The sequence below is a fragment of the Erythrobacter sp. THAF29 genome, assembly GCF_009363635.1.
Classification (GTDB): domain Bacteria; phylum Pseudomonadota; class Alphaproteobacteria; order Sphingomonadales; family Sphingomonadaceae; genus Erythrobacter.
Genome location: NZ_CP045392.1, coordinates 1,061,816 through 1,082,673, shown reverse-complemented (window position 1 = coordinate 1,082,673; position 20,858 = coordinate 1,061,816). Strand labels below are relative to the sequence as shown.

Genomic DNA, 20,858 nt, shown 5'->3' with positions numbered 1-20,858 from the left:
GGCAGTAAACGCTTCGCGCAATGCGCCGCGTCCTCTCCTTTAGTGCCCGCCTCTTCGCAAGGGTGATCCTGTGGTTTGTCGGGATCAGCCTGATCCTCGTTGTTCTTTTCAAATGGGTCCCCATACCCGTCACCGCGACGATGCTGATGGACGAGAACGGGATCACCAAGGACTGGGAAAGTCTCGACAATATCGACCCCAACCTCGTCGCAGCTGTCATCGCTGCGGAAGACTCCAAGTTCTGCGAACACTGGGGTTTCGACACTGAGGCGATCGAGAAAGCGATCAGGGAGAACGCGGAAGGCGGCCGCAGGCGCGGCGCTTCGACGATCAGCCAGCAGACAGCGAAAAACGTCTTCCTTTGGCAAGGCGGAGGCTATTTCCGCAAGGGGCTGGAGGCATGGTTCACCTTCTGGATCGAGGCCGTCTGGGGCAAGGAGCGGATCATGGAGGTCTATCTCAACGTCGCCGAAACCGGGATAGGCACCTACGGGGCTGAGGCCGGTGCGCAGCGATATTTCGGCAAGTCCGCCGCCCGCTTGTCGCGCGACGAGGCAGGCAGGATGGCCGCCGCCTTGCCAAGCCCCAAGACCCGATCGGTCGTCAATCCGCGAGGTTGGCTCGCCCGGCATGGCAATTCTATCGAACGCCGGATCAATATCGTGCAGGGTGACGGGCTCGATTCCTGCGTCTATGACTGATCAGGATGGGTCACAGTCACGCATATAATGATCCCAGCCATGCGCCCGGAAGGGGCGAAGGCGACACCGATTGCCACGGGCTGCACGATCACCACGGTCACCACCACGCGCCGAAGGATTTCGGCAACGCCTTCGTAATCGGGATTGCACTCAACAGCGTTTTCGTCGTTGTCGAGGCAGTATTCGGCTTTCTGTACGGATCGATGGCGCTGGTCGCAGATGCAGGACACAACCTGTCAGACGTGCTGGCGCTGTTGCTCGCATGGGGCGCAAACCTGGCGGCAAAGAGGCCGCCATCCGAACGCTTCACCTATGGCTTCAAGAGTTCGACCATCCTCGCAGCGCTCGCCAACGCGGCATTGCTGGCGGTTGCGATCGGAGCGATCCTGTTCGAAACCCTCCACCGCCTTTTCGAACCGCAAGAGCCAGCCGGGATGGTGATGATGGTTGTCGCGGGGATCGGCGTCCTCATCAATGCAGGAACCGCGATGCTTTTCATGCGCGGGCAAGAGGACCTCAACATCCGCGGCGCCTATCTCCACATGGCGGCCGACGCTCTCGTATCCGTAGGTGTCGTCGTCGCAGGTGCAGCTATCCTGTTTACCGGCATCTGGTGGATCGACCCGCTGGTCAGTCTCGCAATCGTCGCGATGATCGCCTGGAGCACGTGGGGCCTTGCGAAAGACAGCATAAAGATGGGCTTACTTGCAGTCCCTGCAAGGATTGACGTGGGCGAAGTGCGCGGCCATTTGGCGGGTCTGGAGGGGGTAAAGACCGTGCACGATCTGCATATCTGGCCGATGTCGACGACCGAAACGGCGCTAACCGCGCATCTTGTGGTTCCGGGCGCGCCGTGTACTGACCAGTTCCTTCACGATATCGCCCATTCGCTCGAAGACCGCTTCGGCATAAATCACGCGACGATCCAGATAGAGCGCGGCGACGATTGCGAGAAGGGCTGCTGATGGCGAACACGCCCACCCCTGCAAGCGCCGAAGCGCGCGAGGCGCTGCGCGCGGCGATGGTCCGCCTGGCCGATGGCGACAGCAATGCACTTGAACAGATATACGATGCCACGCGCGTGAAACTCTTCGGCATCTGCCTTCGTATCTTGGGTGATCGAAAGGAGGCAGAAGACGCCTTGCAAGACGTCTATGTAAATCTGTGGCAACGCGCCGACCGTTACGACCCCGAGCGGGCGAGCCCCATCTCGTGGCTGGCGACTTTCGCGCGCAACCGGGCGATCGATCGCCTGCGCACGGGGAAGGTGCGCGGCGGTGCCGTGCCGGTCGAAGAGGCCGCTCCCCTGCCCGATGCAGCACCGCTCGCCGACCAGATCATGATCGACGGCGAACGCGCAGCGCGGGTTCACACCTGTCTCGAAACACTGGACGATAATGCCCGCGACAACATCCGCGCGGCATTTTTTGATGGAAAGACTTACGCGCAATTGGCCGAAACCGCCGATGTGCCGCTTGGGACGATGAAGAGCTGGATACGCCGCGGCATGATGAAGCTGCGCACCTGCCTGGAGGCGGGTGAATGAGCGAAGAGACGGAAATGAAGCGCGATGGCGCGATGCTGGCTGCCGAGTTCGCACTCGGCTTGCTTGAGGGCGAGGAATTGCTCGCCGCTCGCGGACGCATGGCGAGCGACGATGCTTTCGCCGCCGAAGTTGCGCAGTGGGAAGCGCGCCTTGCTCCGCTGCTTGACGAAGTCGCGCCATTGGTCCCCAGCGCGGAGCTGTGGGCACAGATCGAGGCGCGTGTTGCCGCTGCGAAAGCCGCCCGTTCCGAATTCGAAGGCGGAGGTGGCCCGGCCAGCAACGTCATCGACCTGCAGTCGCGCCTGCGCCGCTGGCAGTGGACCGCCGGACTGACTTCGGCTGCGGCCGCAATCGCGCTGGCCTTTGTCGCATTCGCGCCAAGCTCGAACCCTGTCGAAGGTCCCGGCGGGACTGAAAGCCCGACGCCGCAAATGGCCTCCGCCGATCCGTTGGTCGCACAAGTGCCCATCGGCGATACCGGCCTCAGACTGGACGTGACTTACATCCCCGAAAGCGACAAGATGCTGGTCGCAGCCATCGGACTGACGCCCGACGGCGTGCACGATCACGAATTGTGGCTGGTTCCAAAGGACGGAAGCGAGCTCCAGTCTTTGGGCGTCGTCGCGCCGGGCGAAGTGCGCAGCATGGAGCTTCCCGATGAAATCGCTCGCAACCTCGGCGACGGGGTCGAATTGGTGCTCACCCGCGAACCGATCGGTGGCAAGCCCGAAGGTGTCGATGCCGGGCCGGTAGTCGCTCAAGGCGAGTTCAGCCAGGTCTGAGCCCGACCCGCGCCTCGTCGCGCGAAATTCTCGGTTCATCAATAATTTCAGATACCTGCGAATTTTTCGCATCCGTCTTCGCAAGGGCTTCGTAGCTCCCCATGCAAGATCCGGGAGGGGCTTGCAGACAAAGGAGATACCAATGCCTGTGACCCCCAAGACCATCAAAGCGGTGGCTTTTGCCGCTATTGCTGCCACCACTGGCCTCGCCGCAGTCGCGACCGCTCCGGTTGCCGCGCACCATCATAAGAGCGCGCAAAAGCAGCAGGCCAACATCGTCCAGACCGCGATGAGCACCGGCGTGCATGAGACCCTGGTTACCGCCGTGAAGGCAGCCGGTCTCGTCGATACGCTGTCGAGCCCGGGTCCGTTCACTGTTTTCGCCCCGACAGACACGGCCTTCGCCAAGCTTCCCGACGGCACCGTCGCGACGCTGGTGAAGCCGGAAAATCGCGGCACGCTCACCAACATCCTGACCTATCACGCGGTCGCCGGTAACGTGACCAGCGCTGACCTTGTGCAACTGATCAACAAGCATGGCGGTTCGGCCACGATCGACACCGTCGCGGGCGAGAAGCTCACCGCGCGCCTCGCAGGCGACACTATTGTCATCACCGATGCCAAGGGCCGCGCGACCGCCGTTACGCAGGCCGACGTGCAGACTTCGAACGGCGTTATCCACGTAACCGACGGAGTGTTTCTGCCCGCGTAAACCCCGCAAGACACCCTTAGCGTCGCTCCACCGTTCCCCACCCCTCCCAATCGGAGCGGCGCAACCAACGACCCCGTCCGGCCTACTCCTCCTGGCCGGACGGGGTTTAGTGTACCATGGGGGTCAAAGCTTCATTCCGAGCCAGATCACGGCTTCGGTGCTTGCAGCGACGAAGCGATCTATGACCTTCTCGGTCAATCCTCGCTTGCCTCGAAGATGATTGGCGGCATTGTCATGATGCTGTTGTTCGTCAGCAATTATTGCGTCAATTACACTTACCACATCTGGGTCGACAGATCTGAGAGCGCCTCTTTGGTCTTGCAGGTGCCGGAGCACCACCCTCTCTACAGCTTCTGTGGTCGCATGGATGGCCTTCGCCCCGATCACTCCCGTCAAAACGCCAAGGACCGCCCCTCCAAGTCCACAAAGGTGGAAGCTGTGACAGCGTGGTTTTTGACGACGAGCCAGCTCGGCCTCAAAAAGAGCGCGATGACGGCGCTCGTGCGCGAGGAACTCGTCCAATTCCGGTACGAGTTCGGGGCATCGCCATTTCGCAAAAGCGCGCTGCCAAGTGTATATGTTAATTGCACCATGCTCGCCGGCATGATCCACCTTGATCACGCGGTCGCCCAGTGTCTCGTTCGATTTTAGCCGCGCGCCAAGAGCTTGCGCCATCTTGGGCCAGAACCCTACGCCGCTTCTTCCTTCTTGCCCTCGTCATCGTTGGCGACGACGCGGATCGGATCCTTCGTGCCTTCGACGACTTCGCCATCGATCACGATTTCAGACACATCTTCCATGTCGGGCAGCTCGAACATCGTATCGAGCAGGATGCCCTCGACGATCGAACGCAGACCGCGCGCGCCGGTCTTGCGCTTGATCGCGCGCTCGGCGATCGCTTTCAGCGCATCGTCGGTGAAGGTGAGTTCGACATTCTCGAGCTCGAAAAGCTTGCGATACTGCTTCACCAGAGCGTTCTTCGGCTCCTGCAGGATCGTCACCAGCGCATCGACGTCGAGGTCGTGCAGCGTCGCGATCACCGGCAGGCGGCCGACGAATTCGGGGATGAGGCCGAACTTGAGGAGATCCTCGGGCTCGCTCTTCTCAAGCAGCTCGCCCACCTTGCGCTTGTCCGGGTCGGCGACGTGCGCGCCGAAGCCGATCGAGCGCTTCTGCAAGCGGTCGGCAATGATCTTGTCGAGACCGGCAAACGCGCCGCCACAGATGAACAGGATATTGGTCGTGTCGACCTGGAGGAATTCCTGCTGCGGATGCTTGCGGCCACCCTGCGGCGGCACGGAGGCGGTGGTGCCTTCCATCAGCTTCAGCAGCGCCTGCTGCACGCCCTCACCCGACACGTCGCGGGTGATCGAGGGGTTTTCGGCCTTGCGGGTGATCTTGTCGATCTCGTCGATATAGACGATCCCGTGCTGCGCCTTCTCGACATTGTAGTCCGAGGCCTGCAACAGCTTGAGAATGATGTTCTCGACGTCTTCACCCACGTAACCGGCTTCGGTCAGCGTGGTGGCGTCTGCCATCGTGAATGGCACATCGAAGGTGCGCGCCAGCGTCTGCGCGAGCAGCGTCTTACCCGTGCCGGTCGGGCCCACAAGCAGAATGTTCGACTTCGCAAGCTCGACATCGCCCGCCTTGCCGGAATGCTTCAGGCGCTTGTAATGGTTGTGGACCGCGACCGAGAGGTTCCGCTTGGCGGAGTTCTGGCCGATCACGTAATCGTTCAGCGTCTCGAAGATTTCGCGCGGCGTGGGGACTTCGCCTTCTTTCTTTCCGGCGATCCCCGCCTTCGTCTCTTCGCGGATGATGTCGTTGCACAGCTCGACGCATTCATCGCAGATGAAGACGGTCGGTCCGGCGATTAGCTTGCGCACTTCGTGCTGCGACTTCCCACAGAAGCTGCAGTAGAGAGTGCTTTTGCTGTCAGATCCGCTCAATTTGGTCATCCTGTAATCCTCGAATCCCCGCATAGCATGACTGATGCTTCCACGAGGGATTCGCCAAATGTAACTTCGGCAGCAGATGAATCAACTCATCGCCACCCTTTTTAGGCCCCCACAAGTGACTAAAAGCTGACCTGCGGGGTCAAAAATACGTACTGCGCCTTGCCCTGTCCCGCTTCGGGGCGGGATTGGCTGACGTCATGAAGGCAATGGAGCCCCGTTATTCGGGAGCGCCGCCCGAACCTTCCTCTTCGTCCGATTCCTCGTTCTCCGGACGAGTCTCGAAAACTTTGTCGACGATGCCGAATTTCTTGGCTTCTTCCGCTTCGAGGAAAGTGTCGCGGTCCATAGCCTTTTCGATCTCGTCTAGGCTCTGGCCGGTATACTTCACATAGAGATCGTTCATCCGCGCCTTGATACGCAGGATCTCGCGTGCCTGGATTTCGATATCCGAGGCCATGCCGCGCGCACCTCCCGAAGGTTGGTGGACCATGATCCGGGCATTCGGCAACGCAACTCGCATGCCCGGCTCGCCCGCTGCAAGCAAGAAACTGCCCATCGACGCGGCCTGACCCATGCACACGGTCGAAACGCGCGGCTTGATGTATTGCATCGTATCGTGGATCGCCATGCCGGCAGTCACCACACCGCCGGGCGAGTTGATGTACATGCTGATCGGCTTCGAGGGATTTTCGCTTTCGAGGAACAGCAGCTGCGCGGTAATCAGCGATGCCATCCCGTCTTCGACCTGACCGGTCACGAACACGATCCGTTCGCGCAGAAGGCGCGAGAAGATGTCGAAGCTGCGCTCGCCGCGGCTCGTTTGCTCGACGACGACCGGCACAAGAGCGCCGGTTTCAGGATCGCGGGTAAACTGGCCCTGCGTGCCAAAGGTTTCGCCGTTGTTGCCAAGCAGATCGATCATGTGGGGTGTTTCCTCTTGAATATCGGTATGGCTATGTCGGAGCAGCCCGCGATGGATTCAAGACCTTTAACCAATCAGCGGGTGGAAAGCTTCCCTGTCGATGCGATTGGCCCCGCCCGGGCGGGCTCCGGCCGAGAATTGCGCGGGCCGAAAAAAGCCTCGACCACGCCTGGTTGCTGTCGCACCTGCTTCACATCGGTCTTTCCATTGAAGAGCAACCGAAGAATAGCATAGCGGCGCACCAGCAATTCGTGGATCGCAATGACGGTGCCAGCTGCCAGCAGCGTCACCAGGACGAACTCCACCGCGATCGGCCATTCAACCCCGACAAACGCCTGTCCGAAGACGTACACAAAGCAATGGTGGAAGAGGTACATCGAGAGCGCGCAATCGGCGAGCCAGCGCGTGCGCGGACCTCCTCTGCTGAAATAGCGATGGAAGAATTGCAGGATGAACAGCACCAGTGTCCAGATCGCGAGCTGGTTCGCGAACAGCATTGCAAGGCTGACGCCAAGGCTTTGTTCGGCATTTGGGTAGGGTTGGAACAGCAGCGCCGTGGCAGCCGCATAGGGCATCCACCAACGCCATTCGAACAATGACGCGAGGAGGCGCGGTGACAGTGCGGCGAACACTCCCATCGCGAAGAACGGGAATTCGCTGGTGAGCTTGTAGAGACTCTGGAAGCCGGGGAAGATGAGGTCGTAGCCGCCCGGCACCATCGCGGCTGCCGAATAGTTCGCGGTGTTGACGGAAGCGAGAACGAGCAGCGCGAGGGCAAAGGCGAGACTTCCCGAAATCCATCCCCCCATCCGGTCTGCGAGTTCGACAGCGAGAGTGCGGATGCGCGACTGCTTCGGCAGTACGGAATGTACGAGCACCGCGAGCAGGAACATGGGGATCAGGCTCACGAGGAACCAAAGGTGAAGCTGCCACGTACCGTTCGCCCAGATCTGCGCGAAGGCAGGGCTGCCGATCCAGTCGATCGGCGAGCCCTGCCCCCCTGCGTCCCCCCAACGCAGGTAGTGCTCTATCATGTTGAAGGTCAGCGCGATGGCGATCAGCGGCACCGCTGTGCGGAGGAAACGGTTCCAGATGAAGTCACCCGCGCTGCGCCGCGTCAGCAGCAGAACCGCGAAAAAGCCGCCCACGAAGAAGAACGTCGGCGTGATGAAGAGGTGGAAGCCAAAGATCAGCCAGTCGAAGAAGTCGGCGCGCGCCGAATTGCCCGTTATCCAGGGGCGCGCCGGCGCATAGACTGTGCCGGCGTGCAGCGCGACCGAGAGGAACATCAGAACCGAACGGGCGCCGTCGATATCGTGATAATGCTTGCGCTGGGCGGGGGTTGCGAGCGTTTCCTGCATCATGTCCTTGGGGCTTGGATTGACGATCACTGCTTTTCCTAGTTTTAGAACCACAAGCCTCAATGCCGGCAAAAGGTGCGTCCTCAATTGAGACTCGAGGGTCCCAAAAGGTTACCGCAGCGCCTGCTTGCACGCGCACCTGAAACACGCAATCAATGGAGAATGACAAAGCGTCTCCTTGCTTCGACCACCGGTGTGGCTCTTCTTCTGGCAGCCGGTCCTTCCGCCCTTGCAGACAATCACGCCGATGATTTCGATGCAGTCGCCGATATCGCGGAGAGGGTCGAGCGGATCGAGTCGCTCGACAGCGGCGAGAATGGCCTCAACGCGGTCATCGTTTATTCCAAAACCGCAGGTTTCAAGGCGCGCGAGCAAGCGGATGTCGGTATCCTCCGAGGTCGCAGCGTGCTGGTGAAGGACAATATCGAGACCGAAGAGTTCGCGACCACGGCAGGCAGCCTCGCGCTCGCGAACAATTTCACCCGCCGCGATGCGCCGCTGATCGCGAACCTGCGCCGCAATGGCGGCGTGGTGCTTGGCAAGGCGAACCTGTCCGAATGGGCCAATATCCGCTCGAATGGCTCGACAAGTGGTTGGAGCGCGGTCGGCGGGCTCGTGCGCAACCCGCATGCGACAGACCGCAATGCCTGCGGGTCGTCCTCAGGCAGCGGCGCGGCCGTGGCGGCGGGCATGGCGTGGGGTGCGATCGGGACCGAGACCAATGGTTCGATATCCTGCCCTGCCTCGATCAACGGGATAGTCGGGTTCAAGCCGAGCGTCGGGTTGGTGAGCCGCACGCATGTGGTGCCGATTTCAAGCACGCAAGACACGGCCGGTCCAATGACGCAGACTGTTCACGACGCGGCTCTCTTGCTGACCGCCATCGCTGGCGAAGACTCCGCTGACACCGCGACAGTCGGCGTGCCGCGCATAGCGGACTACACCGATGGGCTTACCACTTTCTCGTTAGAAGGGGTGCGCATCGGGGTTATGCGCAAACAAATCGGCGATCGCTCCGATTTGCGCAGCGTGTTCGATACTGCACTGGCGGATCTGGAGCGCGCTGGCGCGATACTTGTCGATATCGACTCCGACCCCAATGACGAAATGTGGCGCGACAGCTTCACCGTGCTGATGTTCGAACTGCGCGAGGAGATGGGCAAATACCTGAGCTCGATCCCCGAGATCGAAGGCCAAGACACCCCGCGCAGCCTCGCGGACCTGATCGCCTTCAACAACGCCAATGCTGAAGCGGAGATGCGCTGGTTCGATCAGGATCTGTTCGAGCAAGCGGAAAGCACGACCGATCGGGAAGTTTACGAGAAGGCGCGTGAGAACGCTGTCCGGATTGCGGGCGAGGAAACGCTCGACAAGCTCATGTCCGAAAACGACGTCCAATTTCTCGTCGCCCCGACGCGCGGGCCTGCCTGGGTGAGTGACCACGTCAACGGCGACAATTTCGATGGGTCGATCGGCTTCGGCTCACCTGCTGCAATCGCGGGCTATCCGCATCTCACCGTGCCGATGGGCGATATCGAAGGCTTGCCGGTCGGGATCAGCTTTTTCGGCGCAAAGTGGGAGGACCACGCAGTGCTGAAATTGGGCGCTGCATATGAAAGGGCGCGGACAGCCATGCTGCCCACGCCCTCATTCAAACCTTGGTCGCCTGCGGAGTGAAACTCGCGAGCGCCGGTTGATCAATCGGCTTTCTTGGCCGCCGCTTTTTTGGCCGGTGCCTTCTTGGCAGGAGCCTTCTTAGCTGCGGTCTTGGCTGCGGGCTTCTTGGCAGCAGCCTTTTTCGCCGGAGCTTTTTTGGCCGCTGGCTTCTTCTCAGCGTCAGCCTTCTTGGCAGGCGCCTTCTTCGCCGCCGGCTTCTTGGCAGCAGCCTTCTTTGCCGGAGCCTTCTTCTTCGGTGCGGCCTTGGCCTTTTCGGCCTCCGCTTCATCGTCGGCTTCGATAGCGGCCTGCAGCTCTTCCTGCGTCACTTCACGCTCGGTGACTTCGGCCTTGTCGAACAGGAAGTCGACGACCTTGTCTTCATAGAGCGGAGCTCGCAGCTGGGCAGCCGCCATCGGCTCCTGCTGGATGTACTGGACGAAACGCTCGCGATCTTCTTCGCGGTACTGCGCCGCAGCCTGCTGGATCAGCATCTGCATTTCCTGGCCTGTGACTTCGACACCGTTGGCCTGGCCGATTTCCGACAGAAGCAGGCCGAGACGCACGCGGCGTTCCGCGATCGCCTTGTAATCGTCCTTTTCGGCTTCGATTTCTTTCAGGGCCTCTTCGGGGTTTTCTTCGTTCGACGCTTCTTGCTGGAGCTGTGCCCAGATCTGTTCGAATTCGGCATCGACCATCGATGCGGGCACTTCGAAATCGTGACCCGCAGCCAGCTGGTCGAGCAACGCGCGCTTCATCTGCGTGCGGGTCAGGCCTGCGGTCTGCTGTTCGAGTTGGCCTTTCAGGATCTCTTTCAGCTTGTCGATGCTGTCGAGGCCAAGCTGCTTGGCAAATTCATCGTCGATCTTGGTTTCGGTTTCGACTTTCACGGCCTTTACGGTGACGTCGAAAGTCGCTTCCTTACCGGCGAGATGTTCGGCCTGGTAATCCTCGGGGAAGGTCACGGTGATGGTCTTCTCATCGCCCGCTTTCACGCCCGCCAGCTGCTCTTCGAAACCGGGGATGAAGGTGCCTGAACCGAGCACGAGCGGCGCATCTTCGGCGGTACCGCCTTCGAACGGCTCACCGTCGAGCTTGCCGACGAAATCGATGATGAGCTGGTCGCCGTCGGCCGCCTTTTTGGTCTTCGCGGCATCCTTGAAGCTCTTGTTCTGGCCGGCAATGTTCTGGATCGCCTCGTCGATCTGTTCGTCGGTCACCGGAACCACCAGCTTTTCGAGCTTGAGGCCATCGGTGCTCGGCGCCTCGATTTCGGGCAGCACTTCGAGCTCGAGGGTGATTTCGGCGTCCTTGCCTTCTTCATAGCCTTCGCCAAGCGCGATCTGCGGCTGCATCGCGGGGCGCAGGTCCTCATCCTTGATAACCTTGTCCGTCGATTCGCGGATCAGGTCGTTGACGGCCTGCGCGTGAAGCTGTTCGCCGTGCATTTTCTTGACGAGATTCGCCGGAACCTTGCCCGGGCGGAAACCGGGCATTTTCACCTGCGGCGCGATCTTCTTGATCTCGCTGTCGATCCTCGCGGCGATTTCATCGGCGCTGATCGTGATCTGGTAGGCGCGCTTGAGCCCTTCGTTCGTGGTCTGCTTGATCTGCATGGGGATGTACTAAAAGCCTTCTAGAGCGAAAATTCGTGTATTCTGAGCCTCGTCAAAGCTCCGATCGGGCGATGAATTGGTGCGGGCGAAGGGACTCGAACCCCCACATCTTGCGATACCAGAACCTAAATCTGGCGCGTCTACCAATTTCGCCACGCCCGCATGCCCGAACGAAGCCGCGCGGGAAGCCGAGAAGGCCCCCGCGCGCATCTGCGCAGAGCCTCTATCGCCGGTTGCGCAAAAGGGCAAGCGCAACACGCTTGTTTCCTCAGTCCCACGCGATTAAAGGGCCGCGCATGTCAGACGAAAAGAGCAACGATGTCCCGCCCGACCACCTCTCGGTCAATCCTCGCAGCCCGGCCTTCGATGCCGAGGTACTCCAGCGCGGGGTCGGCATCCGGTTCAAGGACCGCGTGCGCACCGATATCGAGGAGTATTCGATCTCCGAAGGCTGGGTGCGCGTACAGGCGGGCAAGACCGTAGACCGAAAGGGCCAGCCGCTGACGATCAAGCTCACCGGCCCGGTCGAGGCATGGTACGAGGATCTCGGCGACAATCCGCCTGTCGCGAAAAAGGAATAGCGGCTCGATCACCTTGCCAAGTGGCGGGGGAGAGGCCACTTGCGTGAGCGCCATGAAACCCACGGTCATCATTATCGGACGCCCCAATGTGGGAAAGTCGACGCTGTTCAACCGGCTCGTCGGCAAGAAGCTCGCGCTGGTCGATGACCAGCCGGGGGTCACGCGCGACCGACGCATGGGCGATGCCGAGATCGCCGGGCTGGAGTTTACCGTTGTCGATACCGCCGGGTGGGAGGACGAGGACGAGCTCACCCTGCCCGGCCGGATGCGCAAGCAAACCGAGGCGAGCCTGGAAGGCGCGGATGCCGCATTGTTCGTGATCGACGCGCGTGCCGGCCTTACCCCGCTCGACGAAGAGATCGCCCGCTATCTGCGCGAGTACGACGTACCGATCGTGCTCGTCGCCAACAAGGCGGAAGGGGCAGCCGGGGAAAGCGGCGTGCTCGAAAGCTATTCGCTCGGCCTTGGCGATCCGGTGCCTTTGTCCGCAGAGCATGGGGAAGGCGTCGCCGACCTGTTCGGCGCGCTGTGGCCGATCATCGGCGAAAAGGCCGAAGCGGCGGAAGCCGCCGCACAGATGGCCGAGGAGCATGACGAGGACACCCCGCTCGGACCGCTCAAGCTTGCCATTGTCGGCAGGCCCAATGCAGGCAAATCCACGCTCATCAACCGTTTGCTCGATGAAGATCGGCTGCTCACCGGACCCGAGGCCGGGATCACCCGTGATTCGATAGCGATTGACTGGGAATGGACCGATCCAAAATCCGGCGAGGTGCGCGACATTCGCTTGGTCGATACGGCTGGTATGCGCAAGAAGCGCAACGTAACCGAAAAGCTGGAAAAGCTTTCGGTCGCCGATGCCCGTCGCGCTGTCGATTTCGCCGAAGTCGTAGTGCTCTTGCTCGATGCGACGCAGGGGCTCGAGCACCAGGATTTGAAGATCGCGAGCATGGTGCTCGAAGAGGGCCGCGCGCTCATGGTCGCGATAAACAAATGGGACGTCGCGGAAAACCCCAGCGCATTGTTCAACGGCGTTCGCGCCGCGCTCGACGATGGGCTGGCGCAGGTGCGCGGCGTGCCGCTCTTCGCGGTATCGGCCAAGACGGGCAAAGGCCTCGACCCGATGCTTTCGGCAGCGTTCGAGCTTCGGGAAAGCTGGTCGAAGCGCGTGCCGACCGCAGCACTCAACCGCTGGTTCGATGACGCGCTCGAGGCCAATCCGCCGCCCGCTCCCGGAGGACGCCGGATCAAGCTGCGCTACATCACCCAAGCCGGCACGCGGCCACCGCGCTTCGTGGTGTTCGGCACGCGGCTCGACGATCTTCCGAAGAGCTACGAGCGTTATCTCGTCAACGGCATCCGTGCAAAGCTCGGTTTCGAGGCCGTGCCCGTGCGGGTGGTGCTGAAAAGTCCGAAAAACCCCTACAACGCCAACAAGGGCGGCGGGGGCAATTACAGCGGAGGTTCGGACAAGGCATGATGCTGTTCGAACTGCTCGCTTCCACAAACATTGCCGAAGACCTCCTGGAGCGGACAGCATCCACGCTGCGCGTTCAGGAGATTGTGCGCCTGAGCCTCGCTCCCGCCTTCCTCCTCGCTGCGATCGGCGCAGTGATGAACGTGATGATGGCGCGGCTTATCTGGATCGCCGGACGAATCGAGAATCTCGAAAAGCGTATGGCCGAGGATCGCAAATCAAAGGGCAATCGCGAGCTCACGCGGCTGTGCCGTCGGCGCAAGCTTGCGCAGCGCGCGGTGATGCTCAGCACGATGGCTGCACTCACGATCTGCGTGGTGATCGCACTTCTTTTCATCAGCGCCTTCATCACTCCGCAGATCGGCACCATCACCGCCGTCGCGTGGATCCTGACGATGGTGTTCCTGATTTCGGGACTAGTGAATTTCGCAATGGAAACACTCGTCGCGGCCAGCGGGCAGGCTTCGGCAAGCCGCTCCGGCGACAAAGGCAGCTAGACGGGAAAAGGGCGGAGCATCGCTGCCCCGCCCCGCTATTCTTTCGCAACCTGCGTTACATCTTCATTTTCAGCTCGCGCAGGACATAAGTGCCCTTGATCTTGCGGATCTTGTTGTAGAGCTCGCGCACGGTTTTGCTGCTGCTCTCCTGGTTCGCCTTGCCCCATGCGTCCATGAATTTGTCATACTCGGCCTTATCGGGGTCGAGTGTTGCCATGTTCGGATAGTTGATCCGCAGGACTAGGTTTACCTCATTCGATCCGTATGGGACGACGTAAATCCCGTAATCGGTAATCTGGCCGATCGACTTGGCCGCTTCGTTGGCCTTCACCCAAGTGTCCCGAAGCCCTTCGAGATAGAAAGGCAACTGGCCTTCATCGACCTTAACGTAGGTGAGTTCGATCACCGTTTCCTGCGGTTCGTAATCTTCCCAGGGTTGAAGCTGGGCTGCTGCCGGCGATGCCATCGCGAATGCTGCCGTTGCGATGCCAAGACCGAGTGCTTTGCCAAGTACGTTCATGAGATACCTCCAATAGTCGAGTGGATTTGCGACCCAATCGCTTTGGAAGGAGTTCGACCTCGTTCGAGGCGCGACCGACTTGAAAAAGTGCCCCTGTTTTTCCCGCTCCCGACGGAAAACTGGGCGCATGTCACATGAGAGTCAACTTGGCCGGAAGGGGGAGCGCTCCCACCGAGTGCAAGTCGTTCAATCAATGAGGGAAAGCCCAAAAGCAACGGCCCGCAGCATGATGCCGCGGGCCGAAACCTAGCTTCAATTTGCTTCCGGCGGCGGGTGCCTGCCGGGAGACTCAGCCTTCTTCGCCGGCTGCCTTGCTTTGAAGCTGCACATAGTTCTGCAGGCCCATATTCTCGATCATGTCGAACTGGGTTTCGAGGAAGTCGACATGCTCTTCCTCGTTGTCGAGGATCATCGCGAACAGGTCGCGGCTCACATAGTCACGCACGCTTTCGCAATACTCGATCGCATCGCGCAGCAACGGAATCGCGTCTTCCTCAAGCGCCATATCGGCCTTCAGGATTTCCTCGACCGTCTCGCCGACGCGAAGATTGTGGATCGCCTGGAAATTGGGCAGGCCATTGAGGAACAGCACACGCTCGGCGAGCTTGTCCGCGTGTTCCATTTCCTCGATCGACTCCTTGCGTTCATATTCGGCGAGCTTGGTCACGCCCCAATCGTCGAGCACTCGGTAGTGCAGCCAGTACTGATTGATCGCGGTGAGCTCGTTGGTGAGCGCCTTGTTCAGGAATTCGATAACTTTGGGATCGCCCTTCATGGCGGTGTGTCCTCTATGCGCAGGGCCGCCCGACCAGACGGCGAATGTTGGTGATTGAGCACCGGCAATATGCGCCTTTGCACCGCGCCGGACAAGGGGCGGTGTGGAAATTTTTCTTTATGAATCAGGTGTTTGCGATCCGTTCGCAGTAGCGGTTTGCCAGTTCAGACTGCGACTTTCTCGCAATTGGCGAGCGCGCGTTCCTGATCGATAATTTCGCCCGCTTTTCCAAGGCATTGTCCGCAATTGGGCCGTTTGCCGAGCGTCGCATAGGTCGCCTCGGCATCGCCGCCCGTGCCCAAAGCGGCCTTGCGAAGGTCATCTTCACGGATCGCATTGCAGATACAAATGTACATAGGGCGCTCGAATCACTCCTGCGAAGCGTTTGCAGGTGCAATTTATGCGAATTGTTCGCAATAGCAAGGGGTCTAGCGTCGGATTGGGAATTTTTTCCCATAGGTCAGGCAGCGCCACAACCACTCAAGCGGACCGTACCGGAAACGGTCGAGCCAGGGTTTGGACCATGCGAGCATAACCACCCAAGTCGCGAGCACGACGATATAGAGCTGTGGTCGGCTGAGCTCTCCGTAGAGACCCAGGGCCCATCCGTGGAAGACAAACAGCATCAGGATCGAGGTTCCCAGATAGTTGGTAAAGGCCGCCCGCCCCGCCGCCGAAATCCGCTGGCCTAACCAGCCTGTGAATGCCGGGCTGAATATCACCAGCAGCGCCGCGAGACCCAGAATCATGGGCAGTCGCGGGAAGGCCGACAACGCTATGAAACCGAACATCGATGCCATCACGTCGAAACCTGTCGAACGGATCCAAAGCCCGACCCAAAGCATCCCCAGCGCGCCTCCGATTGTGCCGACGAAGCCCCAGAGGATCATCTTGCGCCTGTTGAACGTGCCACTGAAAAAGCCCATCCGCAAAAGCCCCATACCGATCAGCATCAATCCGATCGTTTCGACCATCGACTGCGTGAGCATCGAAAACGGCATGAGCAGGTTCTCGCTGAAGTTGGCCGCCAAAAATGCGCCGTAGTCGCCAGACTGGATCGCCGCCGACATCTGCGTATTGGCCTCCATTCCCGCCATCATTTCCGACTGCATTTCCGCCGTTTCGGCATCGCTCATCACGCCCGAAGTGGATAGCCAGTACAGGCCTCCCAACAAGGCGGTATAGATCAGCGCGCTGACGACATAACCGAGCACCCCCAGGATCACCTGGTTTACCGGCTTGAGCGAAAGAAAGGCGAGCAGCGCAAGGCCGCTGACCGCGTAGAGGAAAAGAATGTCTCCGATCCAGATGAAGTAGAAATGGATGAGGCCGAACATGCCAAGGAAGGCAAGTCTGCGCACCGCGAGCCCCTGCCCCGATCCGCGCGCCGTCGCCTTCTCGATAAACAGCCACAGGCCCGCTCCGAACAGCAGCGAGAACAGCCCTCGCATCTTGCCATCGATCAGAACGAATTGCGCGAGCCACCAATAATTTTGCGGATCCTGTTGGTCGGTCAGGAACGCTGGCGGATAGAGAGTGGCCATCAGCGGCTGGCCAAAAGCGATGATGTTCGCGGCAAGGATACCCATCACCGCTATACCGCGAATGAAATCGAGGCTCGATATGCGCTCGCTTGTGGTTACGGGCGCGAGCGCCTCGTCGCCTTGAACGATCGCATCCTCCACCTTCCCGGTGGCTGCGGCATTTCCCATTGTCGACCCCTCAGCTGATCCCTGCTCGCAAGGTAGCAGCAGATTGATTCAGGGAAAGAGGTCTTTGCCCGCCGGGATCAGCTTTTTGTGACGAGGCAGCCCTGACCCTGACGCTTGAGCTGTGCGCAAGCCGATTGCGCTTCGGCCTTGCTGGCAAAGCCCTTCGCCTGCAATTTGGTCACCTTGCCGGTCGGAACGAGGACCTTGCTGGTGCCGCTTAGCGCCGGGGTTGCCGACAGCTTTTGCCAGAGCCGGTCGGCATTGCCTGCGACACCGAAAGCGCCCAGCTGGACTTTCCATTCGCTGACGACACGAGGTGCGGCGGGCGTAGGTGCTGCGGGTTGTGGAGCGCTGCCGGCCGCGACGCGGGTGGGCGCGACAGCAGGCGTTGAAGGCGCTGCAGTCGCTAGCTGCATCTGCGCTTGTGATTTCGAGCCAAGGTCAAGCGCGGCGAGTTCCGCCGAGCGGCGGCGGGTAGCTTCGCTCTCGATATCGCGCGCGAGCGACTGCGCGATCTGGCGCTGCTTTTGAGGGACATATCTGTCCATCTCCGACAGTGCATTTGCAGCCTGCGGCAAGCCTTGCGCCTGCGACAGGGTCATAAGCGCGTAGGCCCGGACCCAGTCCTTCTCGGCATAGTCGGCATTGAAGTGAGCGAGGCCCAGAATATACTGCGCGCGCGGATCACCGCGTTCGGCAGCGGCGCGGATCAACGGCATCGCCTTGTCCTGCTCACCCTGCTGGAACAGAAGCAACCCATAATTGTCGGCGGCCTTCGCGTGGCCATTCTGCGCGGCTTCGGCGTAGAGCTCCTTGGCGCGGGCAATATCCGCTTCGACACCGCGCCCCAGTCGATAGGCCTGCGCAAGATTGAACTGCGCATCGGCGTCACCGGATGCAGCGGGTTCCTTCCATTCCGCGACCGCGCGCGCAAAATCACCCGAGCTCCACGCATCGACCCCGGCCTTGACGTCCGCGAGCGCAGGGCCGGCGAGCAAGGTGATTGCCGCAATCCCCGCGACAGTAGCTGCGCGAATCGTGCCGGCCGGGCTGGCAGTGCGACCTTCATTGCGGTTTGCCATGTGCAATACGCTCCTGTTCGATCGGCCGGGCGCGCAAGCAACCCGGCATTAATCTGTCTGAGCGCGCTTATAGTCAAAGAGGAGTTAGGAATTCCTTGCCGGACCATGCTGTCGAATTTCTGCCTCCTTGCGCATCCGGGGCTTGGAGCCTGTTAACCCAAAATTAGGGGTATCCTGCGATCCCATGAACATCACGCCGCAATCGAGCGGCTTTTGAGAAGGTTCAAACCAGGGGGACCAGGCGTTGCGTGTACTCGCTTTGGCATCGCAGAAAGGCGGATCGGGGAAAACGACCCTGTCCGGACACCTTGCCGTCCAGGCTCAGCGCGCAGGTGCTGGCCCGGTCGTATTGATCGACATCGACCCGCAGGGTTCGCTCGCAGATTGGTGGAACGAGCGTGAGGCGGAGTATCCCGCTTTCGCGCAGACCACCGTTTCGCGGCTCGCAAATGACCTTGCCGTCCTTCGGCAGCAAGGTTTCAAGCTTGCTGTGATCGACACTCCGCCCGCAATCACCATGGCTATCCAGTCGGTGATAAGCGTGGCCGAACTCATCGTCGTTCCGACTCGACCCAGCCCGCACGATCTGCGCGCCGTGGGCGCGACGGTGGACCTGTGCGAGCGTGCTGGAAAGCCGCTGGTGTTTGTCGTGAACGCAGCTACGCCGAAAGCCAAGATTACTTCGGAAGCAGCCGTCGCGCTCTCGCAGCACGGAACGGTTGCGCCGATCACCCTGCACCACCGCACCGATTTCGCGGCCTCGATGATCGACGGTCGCACCGTGATGGAAGTCGAGCCCGAAGGTCGCAGCGCTGCGGAAATTACAGCGCTCTGGAAATACATATCGGACCGTCTCGAAAAGAACTTCCGCCGGACCGTCTTTGCCGCGCCGGGCACGCAGGCCCAGGCTGTTGGCGGTGCGCCGCGTCCTGCCGGTGGCTTCGGTCGCCGGGTGGCCCAGTAAGAGGGGGCACCGCGCAATGTCCGAAGCAAGCTTTGCCTCGCTGAACCCGGCATTGCTCGCTCGCAAGGGCGGCGCAAAGCCTGCCATGCGTCCGCAGCTCGCACCCCTGCCGCAGGATCCTGCGGCCGTGGGAGCGCTCGCGGAAGACCAGCTTGAGGATCTCGGCTGGAACGACATGGGCTCGGAAGACGGCGCGTCGACCGAAAAGGAAAGCGCAGATGTCGTCTCGATTACCGGAAAAGCAGCGAACGAAGACGTTGGCGACAATGCCAGCCCTGTCGTTCGTCGCCAGCAGAAAAGCCTGTCCGAACGCGTACTGGCCGATGCGGCCCTGCCCGCTGCGGACGAGGCAAAGCCGAAGAAAACAAAGGCCGGCGCGAAAAAAGGCAAGCGCGCTGCATTTACGCTGCGTCTCGATGCCGAGCGGCACCTGAAGCTCCGGCTCGCGACAACGATGAAAGGCGTCAGCGCACAGGCACTGGTGACCGAAGCACTCGATGCGCTGCTTGATCAATTCGAAGAACTCGATGCGCTCGCCGAGCGCATGAAACGCGACTGAAGACCGATATCCAAGAGCGATACGACACAGGGGATATGACGATGGACACCAGCAACGAAAGCCGCATGAACGCGCCGAAGATCGGCCTCATCATGACCACGGCGATTGCCAGTGTCGCCCTTTCGGGCTGCACGACTTCGGCGGCACCGGCGGAAACGTCCTTCGCGAAAGCACAGGTCGCTCTTGAAAAAGGGCAGATCACCAAGGCGATCACCCATGCAGAAGCCGCCGTACTGGCAGAACCGCGCAATCCCGGATTCCGTGCGCTGCTCGGTGCTGCCTATCTCGAAGCGGGCCGTTTTCAATCGGCTGCAACCAGTTTTAACGACGCGCTCGAACTGGGTGACGAAGATCCGCGCACCGTCCTGAGCTATGCGCTCGCACAGACGGCTCTGGGTGATAACGACGCTGCGCTCGCCAAGCTCACCGAGTGGGAAAACGCGATCAACCCCGCCGATATCGGACTCGCCTATGCGCTCGCTGGAAATCCCGAACGCGGCGTACACATCCTCACGAATACGCTTCGTGGTGGCCAGAACACCGCAAAGGTCCGCCAGAATCTCGCCTACACCTATGCGCTCGCCGGAAACTGGCGCGCTGCCCGCGTGATGGCGATGGAAGACGTGCCCGCCGACCAGATCGACGAACGTCTCTCGAGCTGGGCGGAAACCTCGCGCCCGGAAGATTTCCAGGTCCGCGTTGCAGGCCTGCTCAACGTAACGCCGACTGGCGATAGCGGCCAGCCGCAATATCTCGCGCTCGCCAACTTCCCGAGCCACGGCATGATGGTTGCGGAAGCCGAAGCGCAGGCACCGGTCGAAGTTGCCGAGGGCGCCGCCGAACCGAGTGAAACCGAAGCTCTTGCCTTTGGCGCCCAGCCCGCAGCGACTCCCGCCGTAGCTGCCGCTCCAAAAGCCGAGCCGGCCGCAAAGCCTGCCGCAATCCGCTATATTTCAAATGCGGTCGTTCAGAAGGTTCCGGTGGCCAAGCCCGCTGCGAAACCGGCTCCGACCCGCGTTGCCAAGAGCACCTCGCAGCGCCGCATGGCAATTGCGAGCGGCGCGTCGGCCACGCACCTCGTCCAACTCGGCAGCTTCGACAGCCGTGCCGTTGCAGAGGCCAAGTGGGACCGGCTTCAGCGCAAGTTCCCGCAATTGAAAGGTCGCGACGTCGTTATCACGGAAGCGAACGTGAACGGTCGCACTTTCTACCGCGTCGCGGCTGCCGGTTTCGGCAAGTCGAGCGCGCTCGACATGTGCTCGATCGCGAAACGCGGCGGCGTGGGATGTTTTGCCTATGCCGCTTCGAACCCGCCCAAGGGCGCGGTCGATCGCGGTGTACGCCTCGCAGCGCGCAACCGCTAACAGGTTCAAGATCTTCAGCGAGACTGCCCCCCGGAGCCTCGACTCCGGGGGCGTTTTTTGTGCACAGCCC

General features: G+C 60.9%; 22 protein-coding genes and 1 tRNA gene. 12 read left to right on the top strand and 11 right to left on the bottom strand.

Going from position 1 to position 20,858, the window contains the following annotated elements; genetic code table 11:
• The first annotated feature begins 20 nt into the window (after positions 1 to 20).
• From mtgA to FIU90_RS05275, 5 genes are all read left to right on the top strand, one after another.
• Entirely contained in the window at positions 21 to 701 is a 681-nt protein-coding gene (mtgA, locus tag FIU90_RS05295; protein WP_152433832.1) for a monofunctional biosynthetic peptidoglycan transglycosylase, read from the top strand.
• A 5-nt stretch (positions 702 to 706) separates the two neighbouring features.
• Positions 707 to 1,666, top strand: a complete 960-nt coding sequence (locus FIU90_RS05290; protein ID WP_152433831.1) for a cation diffusion facilitator family transporter — start codon at positions 707 to 709, stop codon at positions 1,664 to 1,666.
• Positions 1,666 to 2,247 (top strand): sigma-70 family RNA polymerase sigma factor, encoded by a 582-nt coding sequence (locus FIU90_RS05285; protein ID WP_152433830.1) that lies wholly within the window; start codon positions 1,666 to 1,668, stop codon positions 2,245 to 2,247. Before FIU90_RS05290 ends, FIU90_RS05285 begins: the two co-directional genes overlap by 1 nt.
• On the top strand, positions 2,244 to 3,029 hold the full coding sequence (locus FIU90_RS05280; RefSeq protein ID WP_152433829.1) for an anti-sigma factor domain-containing protein: 786 nt from the start codon (positions 2,244 to 2,246) through the stop codon (positions 3,027 to 3,029). Before FIU90_RS05285 ends, FIU90_RS05280 begins: the two co-directional genes overlap by 4 nt.
• 142 nt (positions 3,030 to 3,171) lie before the next feature.
• On the top strand, positions 3,172 to 3,741 hold the full coding sequence (locus FIU90_RS05275) for a fasciclin domain-containing protein (RefSeq protein WP_152433828.1): 570 nt from the start codon (positions 3,172 to 3,174) through the stop codon (positions 3,739 to 3,741).
• A gap of 123 nt (positions 3,742 to 3,864) precedes the next feature.
• Here the strand turns inward: FIU90_RS05275 and FIU90_RS05270 are convergent, their stop codons facing one another.
• The 4 genes from FIU90_RS05270 to FIU90_RS05255 all read right to left on the bottom strand — a co-directional run bounded on the left by FIU90_RS05270 (position 3,865) and on the right by FIU90_RS05255 (position 8,015).
• Positions 3,865 to 4,416 (bottom strand): demethoxyubiquinone hydroxylase family protein, encoded by a 552-nt coding sequence (locus tag FIU90_RS05270; protein ID WP_152433827.1) that lies wholly within the window; start codon positions 4,414 to 4,416, stop codon positions 3,865 to 3,867.
• A 14-nt stretch (positions 4,417 to 4,430) separates the two neighbouring features.
• The gene (gene clpX, locus FIU90_RS05265; protein WP_152433826.1) at positions 4,431 to 5,702 is read right to left on the bottom strand and encodes an ATP-dependent Clp protease ATP-binding subunit ClpX; all 1,272 of its coding nucleotides are present in this window, start codon (positions 5,700 to 5,702) and stop codon (positions 4,431 to 4,433) included.
• Positions 5,703 to 5,919: 217 nt separating this feature from the next.
• Positions 5,920 to 6,624, bottom strand: a complete 705-nt coding sequence (locus tag FIU90_RS05260; RefSeq protein WP_152433825.1) for an ATP-dependent Clp protease proteolytic subunit — start codon at positions 6,622 to 6,624, stop codon at positions 5,920 to 5,922.
• Positions 6,625 to 6,698: 74 nt separating this feature from the next.
• On the bottom strand, positions 6,699 to 8,015 hold the full coding sequence (locus tag FIU90_RS05255) for an acyltransferase family protein (RefSeq protein WP_152433824.1): 1,317 nt from the start codon (positions 8,013 to 8,015) through the stop codon (positions 6,699 to 6,701).
• A gap of 132 nt (positions 8,016 to 8,147) precedes the next feature.
• Between FIU90_RS05255 and FIU90_RS05250 the strand changes: the two genes are divergently transcribed.
• Positions 8,148 to 9,662 carry an amidase gene (locus FIU90_RS05250; protein WP_152433823.1) on the top strand — a complete coding sequence of 505 codons (1,515 nt, stop codon included), beginning with the start codon at positions 8,148 to 8,150 and terminating at the stop codon, positions 9,660 to 9,662.
• Between the two features lie 20 nt (positions 9,663 to 9,682).
• On the opposite strand, the gene tig is transcribed toward FIU90_RS05250, so the two are convergent.
• The gene (gene tig / locus FIU90_RS05245; RefSeq protein WP_152433822.1) at positions 9,683 to 11,257 is read right to left on the bottom strand and encodes a trigger factor; all 1,575 of its coding nucleotides are present in this window, start codon (positions 11,255 to 11,257) and stop codon (positions 9,683 to 9,685) included.
• Between the two features lie 77 nt (positions 11,258 to 11,334).
• Positions 11,335 to 11,419: transfer RNA gene (locus FIU90_RS05240), tRNA-Leu, on the bottom strand.
• Between the two features lie 134 nt (positions 11,420 to 11,553).
• Here FIU90_RS05240 and FIU90_RS05235 point away from each other — a divergent pair.
• The 3 genes from FIU90_RS05235 to FIU90_RS05225 are packed head-to-tail and all read left to right on the top strand — an operon-like array spanning position 11,554 to position 13,812.
• Entirely contained in the window at positions 11,554 to 11,838 is a 285-nt protein-coding gene (locus FIU90_RS05235; protein ID WP_152433821.1) for a DUF3297 family protein, read from the top strand.
• Positions 11,839 to 11,890: 52 nt separating this feature from the next.
• The gene (gene der, locus FIU90_RS05230) at positions 11,891 to 13,318 is read left to right on the top strand and encodes a ribosome biogenesis GTPase Der (protein WP_152435709.1); all 1,428 of its coding nucleotides are present in this window, start codon (positions 11,891 to 11,893) and stop codon (positions 13,316 to 13,318) included.
• Positions 13,315 to 13,812, top strand: a complete 498-nt coding sequence (locus FIU90_RS05225) for a DUF2721 domain-containing protein (RefSeq protein ID WP_234029638.1) — start codon at positions 13,315 to 13,317, stop codon at positions 13,810 to 13,812. Before der ends, FIU90_RS05225 begins: the two co-directional genes overlap by 4 nt.
• 55 nt (positions 13,813 to 13,867) lie before the next feature.
• On the opposite strand, the gene FIU90_RS05220 is transcribed toward FIU90_RS05225, so the two are convergent.
• From FIU90_RS05220 to FIU90_RS05200, 5 genes are all read right to left on the bottom strand, one after another.
• Positions 13,868 to 14,332 carry a hypothetical protein gene (locus FIU90_RS05220; protein WP_152433820.1) on the bottom strand — a complete coding sequence of 155 codons (465 nt, stop codon included), beginning with the start codon at positions 14,330 to 14,332 and terminating at the stop codon, positions 13,868 to 13,870.
• A gap of 289 nt (positions 14,333 to 14,621) precedes the next feature.
• Positions 14,622 to 15,107 carry a bacterioferritin gene (bfr, locus tag FIU90_RS05215; protein ID WP_152433819.1) on the bottom strand — a complete coding sequence of 162 codons (486 nt, stop codon included), beginning with the start codon at positions 15,105 to 15,107 and terminating at the stop codon, positions 14,622 to 14,624.
• Positions 15,108 to 15,271: 164 nt separating this feature from the next.
• The gene (locus FIU90_RS05210; protein WP_152433818.1) at positions 15,272 to 15,463 is read right to left on the bottom strand and encodes a bacterioferritin-associated ferredoxin; all 192 of its coding nucleotides are present in this window, start codon (positions 15,461 to 15,463) and stop codon (positions 15,272 to 15,274) included.
• 72 nt (positions 15,464 to 15,535) lie between these two features.
• Entirely contained in the window at positions 15,536 to 16,819 is a 1,284-nt protein-coding gene (locus FIU90_RS05205) for a DUF418 domain-containing protein (protein ID WP_152433817.1), read from the bottom strand.
• A 77-nt stretch (positions 16,820 to 16,896) separates the two neighbouring features.
• The gene (locus FIU90_RS05200; protein WP_152433816.1) at positions 16,897 to 17,901 is read right to left on the bottom strand and encodes an SPOR domain-containing protein; all 1,005 of its coding nucleotides are present in this window, start codon (positions 17,899 to 17,901) and stop codon (positions 16,897 to 16,899) included.
• A gap of 244 nt (positions 17,902 to 18,145) precedes the next feature.
• On the opposite strand from FIU90_RS05200, the gene FIU90_RS05195 reads away from it, so the two are divergent.
• The 3 genes from FIU90_RS05195 to FIU90_RS05185 are packed head-to-tail and all read left to right on the top strand — an operon-like array spanning position 18,146 to position 20,788.
• Positions 18,146 to 18,865: a ParA family protein gene (locus FIU90_RS05195; protein WP_152433815.1), complete on the top strand. Its 720-nt coding sequence runs from the start codon at positions 18,146 to 18,148 to the stop codon at positions 18,863 to 18,865.
• Between the two features lie 16 nt (positions 18,866 to 18,881).
• Complete coding sequence (locus FIU90_RS05190; RefSeq protein WP_152433814.1) at positions 18,882 to 19,424, top strand: hypothetical protein; 543 nt, start codon at positions 18,882 to 18,884, stop codon at positions 19,422 to 19,424.
• A 41-nt stretch (positions 19,425 to 19,465) separates the two neighbouring features.
• Positions 19,466 to 20,788, top strand: a complete 1,323-nt coding sequence (locus FIU90_RS05185) for an SPOR domain-containing protein (protein ID WP_172970188.1) — start codon at positions 19,466 to 19,468, stop codon at positions 20,786 to 20,788.
• Positions 20,789 to 20,858: the final 70 nt, after the last annotated feature.

Excerpts from the sequence above, each read along its gene's own strand:
- FIU90_RS05235 (WP_152433821.1), top strand. The coding sequence starts at position 11,554 with ATGTCAGACGAAAAGAGCAACGATGTCCCGCCCGACCACCTCTCGGTC.
- FIU90_RS05275 (WP_152433828.1), top strand. The coding sequence starts at position 3,172 with ATGCCTGTGACCCCCAAGACCATCAAAGCGGTGGCTTTTGCCGCTATT.
- FIU90_RS05290 (WP_152433831.1), top strand. The coding sequence starts at position 707 with ATGGGTCACAGTCACGCATATAATGATCCCAGCCATGCGCCCGGAAGG.
- FIU90_RS05250 (WP_152433823.1), top strand. The coding sequence starts at position 8,148 with ATGACAAAGCGTCTCCTTGCTTCGACCACCGGTGTGGCTCTTCTTCTG.
- FIU90_RS05285 (WP_152433830.1), top strand. The coding sequence starts at position 1,666 with ATGGCGAACACGCCCACCCCTGCAAGCGCCGAAGCGCGCGAGGCGCTG.
- FIU90_RS05270 (WP_152433827.1), bottom strand. The coding sequence starts at position 4,416 with ATGGCGCAAGCTCTTGGCGCGCGGCTAAAATCGAACGAGACACTGGGC.
- FIU90_RS05260 (WP_152433825.1), bottom strand. The coding sequence starts at position 6,624 with ATGATCGATCTGCTTGGCAACAACGGCGAAACCTTTGGCACGCAGGGC.
- mtgA (WP_152433832.1), top strand. The coding sequence starts at position 21 with ATGCGCCGCGTCCTCTCCTTTAGTGCCCGCCTCTTCGCAAGGGTGATC.
- bfr (WP_152433819.1), bottom strand. The coding sequence starts at position 15,107 with ATGAAGGGCGATCCCAAAGTTATCGAATTCCTGAACAAGGCGCTCACC.
- FIU90_RS05200 (WP_152433816.1), bottom strand. The coding sequence starts at position 17,901 with ATGGCAAACCGCAATGAAGGTCGCACTGCCAGCCCGGCCGGCACGATT.
- tig (WP_152433822.1), bottom strand. The coding sequence starts at position 11,257 with ATGCAGATCAAGCAGACCACGAACGAAGGGCTCAAGCGCGCCTACCAG.
- FIU90_RS05210 (WP_152433818.1), bottom strand. The coding sequence starts at position 15,463 with ATGTACATTTGTATCTGCAATGCGATCCGTGAAGATGACCTTCGCAAG.
- FIU90_RS05225 (WP_234029638.1), top strand. The coding sequence starts at position 13,315 with ATGATGCTGTTCGAACTGCTCGCTTCCACAAACATTGCCGAAGACCTC.
- FIU90_RS05220 (WP_152433820.1), bottom strand. The coding sequence starts at position 14,332 with ATGAACGTACTTGGCAAAGCACTCGGTCTTGGCATCGCAACGGCAGCA.
- FIU90_RS05205 (WP_152433817.1), bottom strand. The coding sequence starts at position 16,819 with ATGGGAAATGCCGCAGCCACCGGGAAGGTGGAGGATGCGATCGTTCAA.
- FIU90_RS05280 (WP_152433829.1), top strand. The coding sequence starts at position 2,244 with ATGAGCGAAGAGACGGAAATGAAGCGCGATGGCGCGATGCTGGCTGCC.
- der (WP_152435709.1), top strand. The coding sequence starts at position 11,891 with ATGAAACCCACGGTCATCATTATCGGACGCCCCAATGTGGGAAAGTCG.
- clpX (WP_152433826.1), bottom strand. The coding sequence starts at position 5,702 with ATGACCAAATTGAGCGGATCTGACAGCAAAAGCACTCTCTACTGCAGC.
- FIU90_RS05185 (WP_172970188.1), top strand. The coding sequence starts at position 19,466 with ATGGACACCAGCAACGAAAGCCGCATGAACGCGCCGAAGATCGGCCTC.
- FIU90_RS05190 (WP_152433814.1), top strand. The coding sequence starts at position 18,882 with ATGTCCGAAGCAAGCTTTGCCTCGCTGAACCCGGCATTGCTCGCTCGC.